Genomic DNA, 13,616 nt, shown 5'->3' with positions numbered 1-13,616 from the left:
GGTTTCGCTTCATGAGCAGCCCCGTTGGTCGTTCACACGGCGAACAGGACGTCTGCCCCTCATGGCGGCACCCCTCGGTACCGCTCACACACCGATTTCAGCGGCCGGCGCATTGATTGGCAGGGCTGTTCCGGCGGCCAATCAATGGCCGGGCGTGACGTTTCGGGCCGGGCCGAGGGGTGCAAGGGTGAGGCGTCCGGTCCGGTGTGCGATGGCCGGCGAGGGGGCGGGTATGGCGGGGCGTCGTGAGGTGCCGGTGGATCCGGGGGCGGGTCCGGTGCAGCGGTTCGCGTTCGAGTTGCGCAAGCTGCGGACGGAGGCGGGCGGGATGACGTACCGGGCGATGGCCGAGCGGGTCGGCTACTCGGGTACGACCCTGTCGCAGGCGGCGGCGGGCGAGCGGCTGCCCACGCTGGCGGTGACCTTGGCCTACGTCGCCGCATGCGGGGGCCATGCGGGCGAGTGGGAAGCCCGGTGGAAACAGGTCGTGGACGACGCCGCCGCGGTCGGCGCGGAGGAGGAGGGACGTGAGGGGGCGGATGCGCCCTATCGGGGGCTGGCCCGGTTCGAGCCGGGCGACAGCGGACTCTTCTTCGGCCGGGACCGGCTCACCACCGACCTGCTGGATCTGCTGCGGCGCCGGCGGTTCGCCGCGGTGTTCGGCCCGTCCGGCAGCGGCAAGTCCTCCCTGCTGCGCGCGGGCCTGATCCCCACCCTCCAGCACTCCCAGGAACCCGGCTTGCGGCCGGCCGTGATCCAGATCCTGACGCCCGGCGAGCACCCCGCACGCGCCCACGCCCCTCTCCTGGACGCGAGCGGACCCGGCGACGGCGGCACGGACACGTTCGTGATCGTCGACCAGTTCGAGGAGGTCTACACCCTCTGCCAAGATCCAGCGGAACGCACCCGCTTCATCGACCTCCTGCTCGCCGCCCGCCAACCGGCGAGCCGGTTGAGGGTGCTGATCGCGGTCCGCGCCGACTTCTACGGCCGCTGCGCCGAACACCACGCCCTGGCCGACGCATTGCGCGACGCCAACCTGCTGGTCACTCCGATGAACCGGGACGAACTGCGCGACGCCATCGTCAAACCGGCCACAGCCACCGGACTGACCCTGGAACGCGCTCTGACCGCCCGCATCATCCGGGACGTCGCCGATGAGCCCGGCGGCCTGCCCCTGATGTCGCACGCGCTGCTGGAGACCTGGCGAAGACGCAGAGGACGGGCACTCACCGAAGCCGCGTACGACGCCGTCGGCGGGGTGAGCGGTGCCCTCGCCCGAACCGCAGAGCTCCTCTACACGCAACTTTCTCCTGAACAGGCGGCTGTCGCCCGCGATCTGCTGCTGCGGCTCATCACCCCCGGTGAAGGAGCCCAGGACACCCGTCGCCCCGCTGCCCGCACCGAACTGGCCGCAAGCACCCGCGGGGACGCTGCCCTGGTTCTGGAACGACTGGCCCGCGCCCGCCTGGTCACTGTCGACGACGACACCGTCGACCTCGCCCACGAAGCCCTGATCACCGCATGGCCGCGACTGCGCAGGTGGATCGAGACCGGCCGCGAACAACTGCGCGCACACCGGCGTCTGACCAGTACGGCCGGGGAGTGGGCGGAGCACGGCAGGGACGACGGGGTGCTCTACCGCGGAGCACGGCTGGCCGAGTGGGACGACCGGGACACGGGCCGGCTCAATGATCTCGAACAGGAGTTCCTGGCGGCGAGCCGCGACCGCGCGCAGGGCGAGCGGGCGGCGGTGAGGCGCCGTGTGCGGCTGACCGTGAGTGGGCTCACGGCGACGGTGGTCGCACTGACCGTCCTCGCGGGCGTCGCGTTCGTCCAGGCCCGGCGGGCGGAGGCCGGGCAGGCGCTCGCGTTCTCCCGGCAACTCGTGGCGAGCGCGCGCGGCCAGGCCCAGCTCGACCCCGAGCTGGGCCTGTTGCTGGCTACCAGTGCCTACCGGACCAGCGCGACCGACGAGACCGAGGCGGCACTGCGCCAAGCCGTGTTCGAGTCACGGGTGAGGGCCGTGCTCGCCAGCCACGACGGGCAGGTCCTCGGGATCTCGTTCAGTCCGGACGGCCGGTACCTCGCCACCAGCGGCGGCGACGGCGCGATACGGGTGTGGCGGTACGGCGCGACGCTGCGAGACCCGGTGGTGCTGCGCGGCCGCGACGGCGAGGTGTGGACGCCGGTGTTCAGCCCGGACGGCACCCGGATCACGGCAGCCGGCGAGGACGGCACGGTCTCGGTGTGGACGTGGGCAAGCGGCGCCGAGCCGGTGATCCTGCGAGGGCACACGGCACAGGTGTGGAGTGCCACGTTCAGCCCGGACGGCCGCAGCGTCGCCAGCGCCGGTGACGATGGCGCCGTACGGATCTGGGACGCCACGGGGAGAGGCGAACCGGTCGTGCTGCGCGGCCACGACGGGCGGGCGCTCGGCGTCTCGTTCAGCCCCGACGGACGCCGCCTCGCCAGCAGCGGCGGCGACGGAACGGTACGCGTCTGGGACGTCGGGAGTCGGCGGACGGCCGTGGTGCTGCGCGGGCACAGCAATTCCGTGGAGGCGGTCGCCTTCAGCCCCGACGGCCGGCGCATCGCCACCGCGAGCACCGACGGGACCGCGCGCCTGTGGGACCCCGACGCCCCGACCGAGTCGGTCGTGCTCGGCAGCCACGACGGCACGGCAGAGGGCATCGCCTTCAGCCGGGACGGCGCCCGGGTCGCCAGCACGGGCAACGACGGCACCGTACGGATCTGGAACGTGCGTCACCGCGCCGCGCCGCTGATCCTGCGCGGGCATCGCGGCACCGTGACCGCGGTCGCTTTCGCCGCCGACGGACGGCGCCTGGTGAGCGCCAGCGAGGACGGCACCGCACGGATCTGGGAGGCGGCCCCGGCGGGCGGCGACAGCGTCCTGACCGGTCACGACGGGCCGGTGTGGGCGACGGTGCCCAGCCGGGACGGCCGCCGGCTCGCCAGCGCCGGAGCCGACGGGACGGTGCGCGTCTGGCGGACCGGGAGCACCGCCCCGCCGACCGTGCTGCGCGGGCACGACGGCGAGGTCCTCGGGGTGGCGTTCAGCCCGGACGGCCGCCGGGTGGCCGGAACCGGCGACGACGGGACCACACGGATCTGGCCGGTGGACCACGCGACGGAACCCGTCGTACTGCGCGGCCACGACGGGCCGGTGTGGACCGCGGACTTCAGCCCCGACGGACGCCGGCTGGTCACCGGCGGCAGCGACGGCACCGTACGGATCTGGCACACCACTCCGGGCGCGGAACCCTTGGTGGTCGACACCGGCCAGGACAAAGTGCGGTACGTCGCCTACAGCCCCGACGGGCGACGCGTGGCCGCGGCCGGCCTGGACGGCACCATCCACGTCCTGGACCCCGCCACCGGCAAGGATCTGACGGTCCTCCGTGGTCACAACGGCCTGGTCTGGACCGTGGCGTTCAGCCCCGACGGACGGCACCTCGTCAGCGGCGGCAACGACGGGTCGGCCAGGCTGTGGGATCTCACCGAGCCCGGCAGACCGCGGGTACTGAACGGACATCAGGGAGTGGTGTGGAGTGTGTCGTTCGGTCTCGACGGCCGTCGGGTGGTGACCAGCGGCAACGACGCGACCACCCGGATCTGGAGCACGACCGGCAACAGCCCGCCCTTGGTCCTGCACGGATTCGGCGCCTCTGTGGAGAACGCGAACTTCCTGCCCGGCAACCGGTTCGTCAGCTCGCACGACGACGGCACCGTACGCGTCTGGACATGCCTGCCCTGCGAACCGATCGACGAGGTCCTGCGGCGTTCCCGGGACGGCGTCACCCGGGAACTGACCCATGAGGAACGGTCCCGTTACCTCAACGAGTCAGCCGGATGAGTCGGCTCTGGCGGGCTGTGGCCGACGGAGTGACGGCGGGTTCCACTGTCGGTCGCCGGATGAGGACTCTCGGGCGGGAATCAACACACGCATGTGACCTTGGTGTCGTCCGGGCCGGGGTACCGGCCGAGCATGCGCCACGGCCGGCGCCCCGCTCACCGGCACGGTGGTCGACGCCTCGCGTGAACCCGGCCCGCGGCGCCCCTGTTCACGCGGGCCCCGTGCGGCTTCCATGGAGATCGTGACGACGATCCGACGTGAGGTACTGACGCTGCCCGCCGCGCACCTGGGCCCCGACAACCCGCTGCCGCCCCTGCGGCCCCTCGACGAGACGCACCGCGTCGAGGACCGTGACAAGGCCGGTCTGCCGCGCGACATGGCCCGGCAGATCGGCTACGCGCCCCTGCACAGCCTGCTGCCCGTCCCCGTCCGCGACGGCTACGACCGCGACCGCGAACCCCGCCCCGTCGACGCCCTGGTGATCGAGAACGACCGGCTGCGCGCCACCGTGCTGCCCGCACTCGGCGGCCGGATCGCCTCCCTCGTCCACCTGCCCACCGGCCGCGAACTCCTGTACCGCAACCCGGTGTTCCAGCCCGCCAACTTCGCCCTCAACGGCGCCTGGTTCTCCGGCGGCATCGAATGGAACATCGGAGCCACCGGCCACACCACCCTGTCCTGCTCACCCGTGCACGCCGCCCGCGTCCCCGCCCCCGACGGCGGGGAGATGCTGCGCCTGTGGGAGTGGGAGCGGCTGCGCGACCTCCCCTTCCAGGTCGACCTGTGGCTGCCGGACGGCTCCGACTTCCTCCACGTCGGCGTCCGGATCCGCAACCCGCACGAGAAGCCGGTACCGACCTACTGGTGGTCGAACATCGCCGTTCCCGAGGAGTGCCGCGTCCTCGCCCCCGCCGAGGCGGCCTATCACTTCGGCTACGAGCAGCGACTGCGCCGGGTGCCCGTCCCGGAGCACGACGGCGTCGACCGCACCTACCCGCCCCGCAGCACCTACGCGGCCGACTACTTCTACGACGTCCCCGACGGCCGCAGGCGCTGGATCGCCGCACTGGACGCCGACGGCCACGGCCTCGCGCAGACGTCCACCGACGTCCTGCGCGGCCGCAAGCTGTTCGTCTGGGGCCGCGGGCCGGGCGGGCGGAGCTGGCAGCGGTGGCTGACCGAACCCGGCACCGGCGGCTACTGCGAGATCCAGGCCGGCCTCGCCCGCACCCAGCTGGAACACGTCGCGCTGGAGGCGGAGAGCGAGGTGTCCTGGCTGGAGGCCTACGGACCGTTCACCACGCGACCGGAGGGGGAGTGGCACGGCGTGCTGGACGAGGCGGAGACCCGGCTGGAAGCGGTGCTGCCGCGCGCCCGGGTCGACGCCGCGTACGCGGCCTGGCAGCCGTACGCGGACACCCCACCGGGCGAGCGGCTCGCGACCGGCTCCGGCTGGGGCGCGCTCGAAGTGCTGCGCGCCGGCCTGAAGCTGCCCGGCACGCCCTTCGACGAGACCACCCTGGCCGAGGAACAGCAACCCTGGCTGCACCTCCTGCGCGCCGGATCCCTCCCCGCCCCGTCCGCCGGCCGGCCGCCCGGCGGGACGCTGGTCGCCCGGCACTGGCGGGACATGCTGGAGACCGCGCCCGCCACCCCGCTCACCGAGTACCACCTGGGCGTCGCCCAGTGGCACGCCGGCGACCGGGCGCAGGCGGTGCGCAGCTGGGAGCGGGGCCTCAGGCACACCTCGCAGCAGTGGCCGGCGCTGCGCTGCCTGGCGGTCTCCGACCAGGAGGACCACAACCCGGGGCGGGCCGCCGACCGTTACCTGGAGGCCTTCGACGACCTGTGCCGGGAGGCCGGCGACGCCGCGGGCGACCGGACGGCCGTCGCCGCGGCGCTCGGCCGGGAGGCGGTCGACGCGCTGCTCGCGGTGGGGCGTACGACGGACGCGCGCTCCGTGTGGCGGCGGCTGGACCCCGCGACCCGGGCCCGCGGACGGTTCCGGCTGGTGGAGGCGGCGCTGCTGCTCGCCGAAGGGCGGAAGGAGGAGGCCCGCGCCGTGTTCGATGCGGGCTTCGAGGTCGCCGACCTGCGGGAGGGGGACGAGACCGTCGGGCGGCTGTGGGCCGCCCTCACCACCGAACACCTGCCGGATCGCTACGACTTCCGGATGCGGCCCACTCCGTGACCGTCCGGGTTCAGGCGCGGCGGTCCGCGTACTCGTAGACCGCCCCGTCCGGGTGCCGTGCGATGAGGTTGCGGCCCACCGGCGTGGGGACGGGCCCGGCGATGATGTCGGCGCCCATCTCCGCGAGCACCCGGCCGGCCTCCTCGACGTCCTGCACGGCGATGGTCGCGGCGACCCGGCGCAACACGTCCAGTTCCGCCGCCGGACCGCTCATCAGCAGGAAGCAGCCCACGGCCGCGACGTGGACGCCGGCCCGCTCGAAGCGGAGGGCCTTGCCGCCGGCCAGCCGCTCGTAGAAGGGGATGGCGGTCTCGATGTCGTCGACGCAGACGCGCAGGGTGGCACCCAGAATCTCCATGGGGACGAGCCTAGTTGGGGCAGGCCCGGACCGGGGTGCCACCCCGGACGCTTTCCACAGCGCCCTGCACACCGTCCACCGGCGGGAGTTACGGGGTCCGGGGCGCGGGTACCCGTCCGGCATGCAGCGTTTGGAGCATTTGGAGCATCTGGACAAGCACCTGGTCGACGAACTGGCCCAGGTGGCCCGCGAGACCGTACGCGAGGAACTGCGCGAGCAGGCGCGGGGGCAGCGCCGCAAGGCCGCCTTCTACGCCGGGTCCGGCGCCACCGCCCTGTACGCGGGCGCCGCCGTGTCGCTGGCGGTCGGTCTCGCCCTCGCCCTCGTCCTGCCGGGCTGGGCCGCCGCGCTGATCACGGCCGTGATCCTGGCCGTGGCGTCCTACGCCCTGCGCAGCGCGGCCCGGCCCTCGGCCCCCTCCACCCCGGGCACGGGGCAGATGGCCGCACCCGGCGGCGCCCCCGTCCCGCCGGTGCCCTCGACGCCGCCCACCGCGGGCGTCGTACCGCCGCGCCCGCACGAGTCCCGCGCGGCCGACACCCACCACCGGCTGTGACCCCCGCGGCGGCCCGGCCCCGCTGACGGTCGGCCCGGCCACCGGACGCGAAGGCGGTCGGCTCCAGGACAGCGGGGGTGTCCGGCGGCGGGATCCGACGGTCCGCCGTGGGCGGCGTACGGCCGCGGGGTGTGCGGGTCGTGGAAGCGCGTGCGGGGCGTCGGCGGCGACTCCCGGACGGGCCGGCCGCCGGTCCCTCGGGGCGGAACCTAGGCCTCCCCGGCAGCGGCGAGGTGGGCGTTCACGGCGGTGACACCGTCGACGCCCTGGCAGAGACCCACGACCACCGGGACGAGACGCGGATCCGGTACGTGTCCCCGAAGGGTGACGACCCCGTCCAGGACCTCGACCGCGACGGTGCCCTCGTCCAGGGCGAGGATGCGTTCCAGCACGTCCCGCTCGACCTCGCCGCGGATCTCGACGTCGGAGCGGATCAAGGCGTCGAGCAGGTCGCTGCGGGTGACGATGCCGGTGAGGAGTTCGTCGTCGCCGACCACCGGCAACTGCTTGACGTGCCGCCTGCGGAGTTCCCGCGCGGCCCGGGGGATCGTCCAGTCGGCGCGCGCGGTGAAGACGGGGCTGCTCATGAGCTCACCCGCGGTCCGGGCCCGGGCCCTGCCCCACGAGCGCTCGTCGTCTCCGTCCTGACCCTGCGCATCGGGCATGCCGGTCTCGTGCCGCAGCACATCGGACGCGGACACGACCCCGACGGGAGAGCCGTCGCCGTCGACGACCGGGGCCGCGACGATGTCGTTCGCGTCCAGCAGCGCGGCGACCTCCTGCAACGGCGTGTCGGGACGGAAGGTGAGGACCTCCTCGGTCATCACGTCACCGACCGTGCGGCGGTACAGCATGGCATCGGCCTCCTCCGCTGTGCGACGGGCCAGGCTCGGTCCGAGCGCGGGCGAACCGCGCGCGGCGCGTCCGCCTCCCCGCTCCTGCCGGCCCGTTCACGCCGTCTCCCCCCACCATGACAGCACCGCGCCGCTCCGGCGACCAGTGCCGTTCGGCCCGGCCGGGAGGCCGGCGGTCCCCTTGGCGACCGGAGGCGACGGGCGGTGCGTGTCGTCGTCGGTGCGTTCTGCCCGGAGCTCAGCCGGCCTGCTGGAGCCGCGGCAGCACCTTCGTGCGGTAGAAGTCGAAGAAGCCGCGCAGGTCCGGGCCGATCTGGTTGACGTAGACCCGGTCGAAGCCGGCGTCGGCGAACCGGCGGAGCTCGGCGACGTGCTCGTCCACGTCGTCGCCGCACACCCGGTTCTCGCGCACCATGTCCTCGGTGACCAGGGTCTGCGCCTGCTCGAAGTGCTTCGGTGAGGGCAGTACCTGCCCCAGCTCGCCGGGCAGCTGCTCGTTGGCCCAGAGCCGGTGCACGGTCCGCACGCACTCCTCGCGGTCGGTGCCGTAGCAGACCTTGGTGCCACCGCTGACCGGTTTTCCGCCGCCCCCGCCCTTGCGGTACTGCTCCACCATCGAGGCGTCCGGCACCATCGTGACGTACCCGTCGCCGACCCGCGCCGCCAGCTTGGTGGCCGCCGGTCCGAAGCCGGAGATGTCGATGGGGACGGGCTGGTCGGGGACGGTGTAGAGGCGGGCGTTCTCCACCGTGTAGTGGGTGCCGTGGTGGTTGACCTCCTCGCCGCTGAACAGTCGGCGCATCACCTGGATCGCCTCCTCCAGCATCTCCAGCCGTACGTGGGCGGGAGGCCAGTGGCCGCCGAGGATGTGCTCGTTCAGCGCCTCGCCCGTGCCCACGCCCAGCCGGAACTCTCCGGGGGACATCACCGCGCTGGTGGCGGCCGCCTGCGCCACCACCGCCGGGTGCGTGCGCACGGTCGGGCAGGTCACCGCCGTTCCCACCGGCAGGGACACCGCCTCCGAGAGCGCGCCGATCACCGACCAGACGAAGGGGCTCTGCCCCTGCTCGTCGTTCCACGGATGGAAGTGGTCGGAGATCCACAACGCCTGGAATCCGGCCTGCTCGGCCATCCGCGCCTGCTCGATCAGCTCCGCGGGACCGTACTGCTCGCACGAGAGGAAATAGCCGTACTCGGGCATGGGGGGTGCCTCCGCGACATGGGCGGTTGTGGTCCCGCGCCGGGTACCCGGAGGGCCGGGCGGCAACCGGGCCCGGGGCGCCGGCCCGACGTTTGGCGGCCCCGGCCAGGGGGACGCGGAAGGCTCCCGACGTACGCGACAGCGCCGGAGGCGAACCGTGAGTCGACCCCGCATAGTGATCGTCGGTGCCGGCTTCGCCGGGTACCGCACGGCCCAGACCCTGTCCCGGCTGGCCAAGGGCCGCGCCGAGATCGTCCTGCTGAACCCGACCGACTACTTCCTGTACCTCCCGCTGCTGCCCCAGGTCGCGGCCGGCATCCTGGAGCCGCGCCGGGTCACCGTCTCCCTCTCCGGCACGCTGCCGCACGTACGGCTGGTGCTGGGGGAGGCCGACCGCATCGACCTCGACGGGCGGCAGGTGCACTACACCGGGCCCGAGGACGAGGGCGGCACCCTCTCCTACGACCGGCTGGTGCTCGCGGCCGGAAGCGTCAACAAGCTGCTGCCGATCCCCGGCGTCGCCGAACACGCCCACGGCTTCCGCGGTCTGCCCGAAGCCCTCTACCTGCGCGATCACGTGACCCGTCAGGTGGAGCTCGCGGCCGCCACCGACGATCCCGGTACCTGCGCCTCCCGCTGCACCTTCGTCGTGGTGGGCGCCGGCTACACCGGTACCGAAGTCGCCGCGCACGGACAGCTGTTCACCGACGCGCAGGTCGCCAAGCACCCCATGCGGACCGGGATGCGGCCGCGCTGGATGCTCCTCGACATCGCCGACCGGGTCCTGCCCGAACTGGACGAACGGCTCTCCCGCACGGCCGACGGCGTGCTGCGCGAGCGGGGCGTGGACGTACGGATGGGCACCTCCGTGAAGGAGGCCACGCCCGACGGAGTGCTGCTGACCGACGGCGAGTTCGTCGACACCAGGACCCTGGTGTGGTGCGTGGGCGTACGCCCCGACCCGCTCGCCGAGTCCCTCGGACTGCCCATGGAACGCGGCCGGCTGCTGGTCGACCCGCACCTGCGCGTGCCGGGCCGGCCGGAGGTGTTCGCCTGCGGTGACGCGGCCGCGGTGCCCGACCTGGAGAAGCCGGGGTCCTACACCCCGATGACCGCGCAGCACGCGTGGCGGCAGGGCAAGGTGTGCGCGCACAACATCGCCGCGTCGTTCGGCGACGGTGAGCGGCGCGCCTACCGGCACAAGGACCTGGGCTTCGTGGTCGATCTGGGCGGTGTCAAGGCCGCCGCCAACCCGCTCGGCGTGAACCTCTCCGGCCCGGTGGCGGGCGCGGTCACCCGCGGCTACCACCTCGCCGCCATGCCCGGAAACCGGGTGCGGGTGGCCGCCGACTGGCTCCTCGACGCCGTACTGCCGCGCCAGGCGGTCCAGTTGGGGCTCGTACGGTCCTGGTCGGTACCGCTGGACACGGCGTCGCCCGAGCTGGCACGGGTGGGCGGATCGGAGCGGCAGCGGGAGCCGGGGGAGCGGCAGCAGGGGGCCGGGGAGAGGCAGCGGGAACCCGGGGAACGGACGCGGGCAGAGCCTGACCGGCCGGGCGCGGAACCGGCGAAGAACCAGCCGGGCGCGGAACCGGCGAAGAACCAGCCGGGCGGTGAGCCCGCCAAGAACCAGCCGGGCGGTGAGCCCGCGAAGAGCCGGCCCGCCGTCACACCGCCGCCCGATCAGCCGCCTCCCGGCCCGGACGTCTCACCCGGACCCGTCAGGCGCACCGACCGCTTCATCGAAGGAGACTCATGAACACCGGTGAACTCGTCGAGCTCGGACAGCAGTTGCGCGTGGACAGTGTCCGCGCCGCGGCCGCCGCGGGCTCCGGGCACCCCACCTCGTCCATGTCCGCCGCCGACCTGACGGCGGTGCTGTTCGCCCGCCACTTCCGCTACGACTTCGACCGCCCCGACCACCCGGCCAACGACCGCTTCGTCCTCTCCAAGGGCCACGCCTCGCCGCTGATGTACGCCGTCTACAAGGCGGCCGGCGCCATCGACGACGACGAACTGCTCACCTTCCGGGAGAGCGGCAGCCGCCTCGAGGGGCACCCCACCCCCCGCCGACTGCCCTGGGTCGAGACGGCCACCGGCTCCCTCGGCCAGGGCCTTCCCGTCGGCGTCGGCATCGCGCTGGCCGGGAGGCGGCTGGAACACGCCGACTACCGCGTGTGGGTGCTGTGCGGGGACAGCGAGCTGGCCGAGGGATCGGTGTGGGAGGCGGCCGATCAGGCCGCGTACGAGAAGCTGGACAACCTCACGGCGATCGTGGACGTCAACCGCCTCGGCCAGCGCGGACCTACCCGCCACGGCCACGACCTCGGCGCCTACGCCCGCCGGTTCCAGGCGTTCGGCTGGCACACCGTCGAGGTGGACGGCCACGACGTGGACGCCGTCGACCGCGCCTACGGCGAGGCCCTGTCCACCCGGGGCCAGCCCACCGCGATCATCGCCCGCACCCTCAAGGGCAAGGGCGTCGCCTCCGTCCAGGACCGCGAGGGGCTGCACGGAAAACCGCTGCCGGAGGCCGACGACGCCGTCGCCGAACTCGGCGGCCCGCGCGACCTGCGCATCCAGGCGCACCCGCCGTCCTTCGACGGAGCACGACCCGCCCGGCACGTCACGGAGCCCGCCCTGCCGCGCTGGGACAAGGGCGAGGAGGTCGCCACCCGCAACGCGTTCGGCGAGGCGCTGGCCGCCCTCGGCACCGCCCGCGGCGACGTGGTAGCCCTCGACGGGGAGGTCGGTGACTCCACCCGGGCGGAGTTCTTCGCCAAGGAGCACCCCGAGCGCTACATCGAGTGCTATATCGCCGAGCAGCAGATGGTCGCGGCCGCGGTGGGCGTCGCCTCGCGCGGCTGGACGCCGTACGCCTCCACCTTCGCGGCGTTCCTCACCCGCGCCCACGACTTCGTCCGCATGGCCGCGGTCAGCGGCTCCGGCATCAACCTCGTCGGCTCGCACGTGGGCGTCGCCATCGGCCAGGACGGCCCCAGCCAGATGGGTCTCGAGGACCTGGCGATGATGCGCGCCGTGCACGGCTCGACCGTGCTGTACCCGTGCGACGCCAACCAGACCGCACGGCTGGTCGCCGCCATGGCCGGCCTCGACGGCATCCGCTACCTGCGCACCTCGCGCGGCGAGAGCGAGGTGATCTACGGGCCTGACGAGGAGTTCCCCGTCGGGGGCAGCAAGGTGCTGCGCTCCTCCGGCAGCGACCGGCTCACCCTCGTCGCCGCGGGCGTCACCGTGCCCGAGGCGCTCGCCGCCGCCGAGGCACTCGAAGGTGAGGGCATCGCCGTACGGGTGATCGACCTGTACTCGGTGAAGCCCGTCGACCGGGAGACCCTGCGCACCGCCGCCGAGGAGACCGGCTGCCTGATGACGATCGAGGACCACCATCCCGAGGGCGGTCTCGGGGACGCGGTCGCGGAGGCCTTCGGCGACGGACGCCCCGTCCCGCGCCTGGTGCGCCTCGCCGTGCGCGACGTGCCCGGCTCGGCCTCGCCCGACGAGCAGCTGCGCGCCGCCGGCATCGACGCCGGGTCGATCGCCGCGGCCGGCCGGCTGCTGGTGGGGGAGGCGATCGTGTCGTGAGCGGCGACGGGCCGCGCACCGTACGGGCCGGGGGCCGCACGGTGGAGATCCACCGGCCCGGCAAAGTGCTCTTCCCCGGGGGCGGGGACACCGAGGAGTACACCAAGGGCGACCTCGTCGACTACCACCTGGCCGTCGCCCCGTACATGCTGCCGCACCTGCGGGGGCGCCCGCTGATGCTGGACCGGCGCCCCGACGGCGTCGGCGGCCCGTCGTTCATGCAGAAGAACACCCCGGACCACTACCCGGACTGGATCACCCGCGCCGAGGTCGCCAAGGAGGGCGGCACCGTCACGCACACGGTGTGCGACAGTGCCGCCACCCTGGCGTACCTGGTCGACCAGGCGAGCATCACCCTGCACCGCTGGCTGTCGCGCACCGGACCTCCCCGCTCCCGGCCGCGCTCGGGCGGGGGAACCCCCCTCGGCCATCCGGACCGGCTGGTGTTCGACCTCGACCCCTCGGTCGACGACTTCGAGACGGTACGGGAGGCGGCGCGGCTGCTGGGGGAGCTGCTGGACGAGCTGAACCTGCCCGCGGCGCTGATGACCACCGGCTCCCGCGGGCTGCACGTGATCGTGCCGCTGACCGGCAAGCACGACGTCGACGAGGTGCGTGCCTTCGCCCGGGAGGTCGCCGACACCCTCGCCGGAGCCCATCCCGACCGGCTCACCACCGCCGCCCGTAAGAAGGACCGCGGTGACCGGCTCTACCTCGACGTGCAGCGCAACGCCTACGCGCAGACCGTTGTCGCCCCCTGCACGGTCCGCGCCCTGCCCGGCGCGCCCGTCGCCGTGCCCGTCTCCTGGGACCAGCTGGACGATCCGGAGCTGCACGCCCGCCGCTGGACGGTCGCGAACGCCGTCGAACAGGTCCGTACCGACCCGTGGGCCGGGCTGCTGAGCCGGGGGCGCTCCCTGGCCCCGGCCCGCCGACGGCTCGCTGGACTGCGCTGAGCGAGGCGTACCCGCACCGG

General features: G+C 73.8%; 9 protein-coding genes. 6 read left to right on the top strand and 3 right to left on the bottom strand.

Annotation, left to right across the window (positions count from 1 at the left end; genetic code table 11):
- Window positions 1-232 precede the first annotated feature (232 nt).
- Together ACZ6A9_RS26295 and ACZ6A9_RS26290 are read left to right on the top strand one after the other, a co-directional pair.
- Window positions 233-3,877, top strand: a complete 3,645-nt coding sequence (locus tag ACZ6A9_RS26295; RefSeq protein ID WP_468989813.1) for an nSTAND1 domain-containing NTPase — start codon at window positions 233-235, stop codon at window positions 3,875-3,877.
- A gap of 232 nt (window positions 3,878-4,109) precedes the next feature.
- A complete protein-coding gene (locus ACZ6A9_RS26290; protein ID WP_468989810.1) occupies window positions 4,110-6,068 on the top strand; it encodes a DUF5107 domain-containing protein in 1,959 nt (652 codons plus the stop codon).
- 10 nt (window positions 6,069-6,078) lie between these two features.
- Here the strand turns inward: ACZ6A9_RS26290 and ACZ6A9_RS26285 are convergent, their stop codons facing one another.
- Entirely contained in the window at window positions 6,079-6,426 is a 348-nt protein-coding gene (locus ACZ6A9_RS26285; RefSeq protein WP_355932611.1) for a VOC family protein, read from the bottom strand.
- Window positions 6,427-6,547: 121 nt separating this feature from the next.
- On the opposite strand from ACZ6A9_RS26285, the gene ACZ6A9_RS26280 reads away from it, so the two are divergent.
- Window positions 6,548-6,982 (top strand): phage holin family protein, encoded by a 435-nt coding sequence (locus ACZ6A9_RS26280; protein WP_468989808.1) that lies wholly within the window; start codon window positions 6,548-6,550, stop codon window positions 6,980-6,982.
- A gap of 209 nt (window positions 6,983-7,191) precedes the next feature.
- On the opposite strand, the gene ACZ6A9_RS26275 is transcribed toward ACZ6A9_RS26280, so the two are convergent.
- Together ACZ6A9_RS26275 and ACZ6A9_RS26270 are read right to left on the bottom strand one after the other, a co-directional pair.
- Window positions 7,192-7,836: a CBS domain-containing protein gene (locus ACZ6A9_RS26275; RefSeq protein ID WP_468989806.1), complete on the bottom strand. Its 645-nt coding sequence runs from the start codon at window positions 7,834-7,836 to the stop codon at window positions 7,192-7,194.
- 238 nt (window positions 7,837-8,074) lie between these two features.
- The gene (locus tag ACZ6A9_RS26270; protein ID WP_468989804.1) at window positions 8,075-9,037 is read right to left on the bottom strand and encodes an LLM class F420-dependent oxidoreductase; all 963 of its coding nucleotides are present in this window, start codon (window positions 9,035-9,037) and stop codon (window positions 8,075-8,077) included.
- Window positions 9,038-9,194: 157 nt separating this feature from the next.
- Between ACZ6A9_RS26270 and ACZ6A9_RS26265 the strand changes: the two genes are divergently transcribed.
- The 3 genes from ACZ6A9_RS26265 to ligD are packed head-to-tail and all read left to right on the top strand — an operon-like array spanning window position 9,195 to window position 13,596.
- Complete coding sequence (locus ACZ6A9_RS26265; protein ID WP_468989802.1) at window positions 9,195-10,796, top strand: NAD(P)/FAD-dependent oxidoreductase; 1,602 nt, start codon at window positions 9,195-9,197, stop codon at window positions 10,794-10,796.
- A complete protein-coding gene (locus ACZ6A9_RS26260) occupies window positions 10,793-12,640 on the top strand; it encodes a transketolase (protein WP_468989800.1) in 1,848 nt (615 codons plus the stop codon). Before ACZ6A9_RS26265 ends, ACZ6A9_RS26260 begins: the two co-directional genes overlap by 4 nt.
- Window positions 12,637-13,596, top strand: a complete 960-nt coding sequence (gene ligD, locus ACZ6A9_RS26255; RefSeq protein WP_468989797.1) for a non-homologous end-joining DNA ligase — start codon at window positions 12,637-12,639, stop codon at window positions 13,594-13,596. The genes ACZ6A9_RS26260 and ligD overlap by 4 nt, the downstream gene beginning before the upstream one ends.
- Window positions 13,597-13,616 lie beyond the last annotated feature (20 nt).

It is taken from the genome of Streptomyces sp. NPDC041124 (assembly GCF_055592385.1).
This window is presented reverse-complemented; position numbering and strand designations above follow the sequence as displayed.

Coding starts and splice junctions, on each gene's coding strand:
- ACZ6A9_RS26295 (WP_468989813.1), top strand. CDS start 233: ATGGCGGGGCGTCGTGAGGTGCCGGTGGATCCGGGGGCGGGTCCGGTG.
- ACZ6A9_RS26290 (WP_468989810.1), top strand. CDS start 4,110: ATGGAGATCGTGACGACGATCCGACGTGAGGTACTGACGCTGCCCGCC.
- ACZ6A9_RS26285 (WP_355932611.1), bottom strand. CDS start 6,426: ATGGAGATTCTGGGTGCCACCCTGCGCGTCTGCGTCGACGACATCGAG.
- ACZ6A9_RS26280 (WP_468989808.1), top strand. CDS start 6,548: ATGCAGCGTTTGGAGCATTTGGAGCATCTGGACAAGCACCTGGTCGAC.
- ACZ6A9_RS26275 (WP_468989806.1), bottom strand. CDS start 7,836: ATGCTGTACCGCCGCACGGTCGGTGACGTGATGACCGAGGAGGTCCTC.
- ACZ6A9_RS26270 (WP_468989804.1), bottom strand. CDS start 9,037: ATGCCCGAGTACGGCTATTTCCTCTCGTGCGAGCAGTACGGTCCCGCG.
- ACZ6A9_RS26260 (WP_468989800.1), top strand. CDS start 10,793: ATGAACACCGGTGAACTCGTCGAGCTCGGACAGCAGTTGCGCGTGGAC.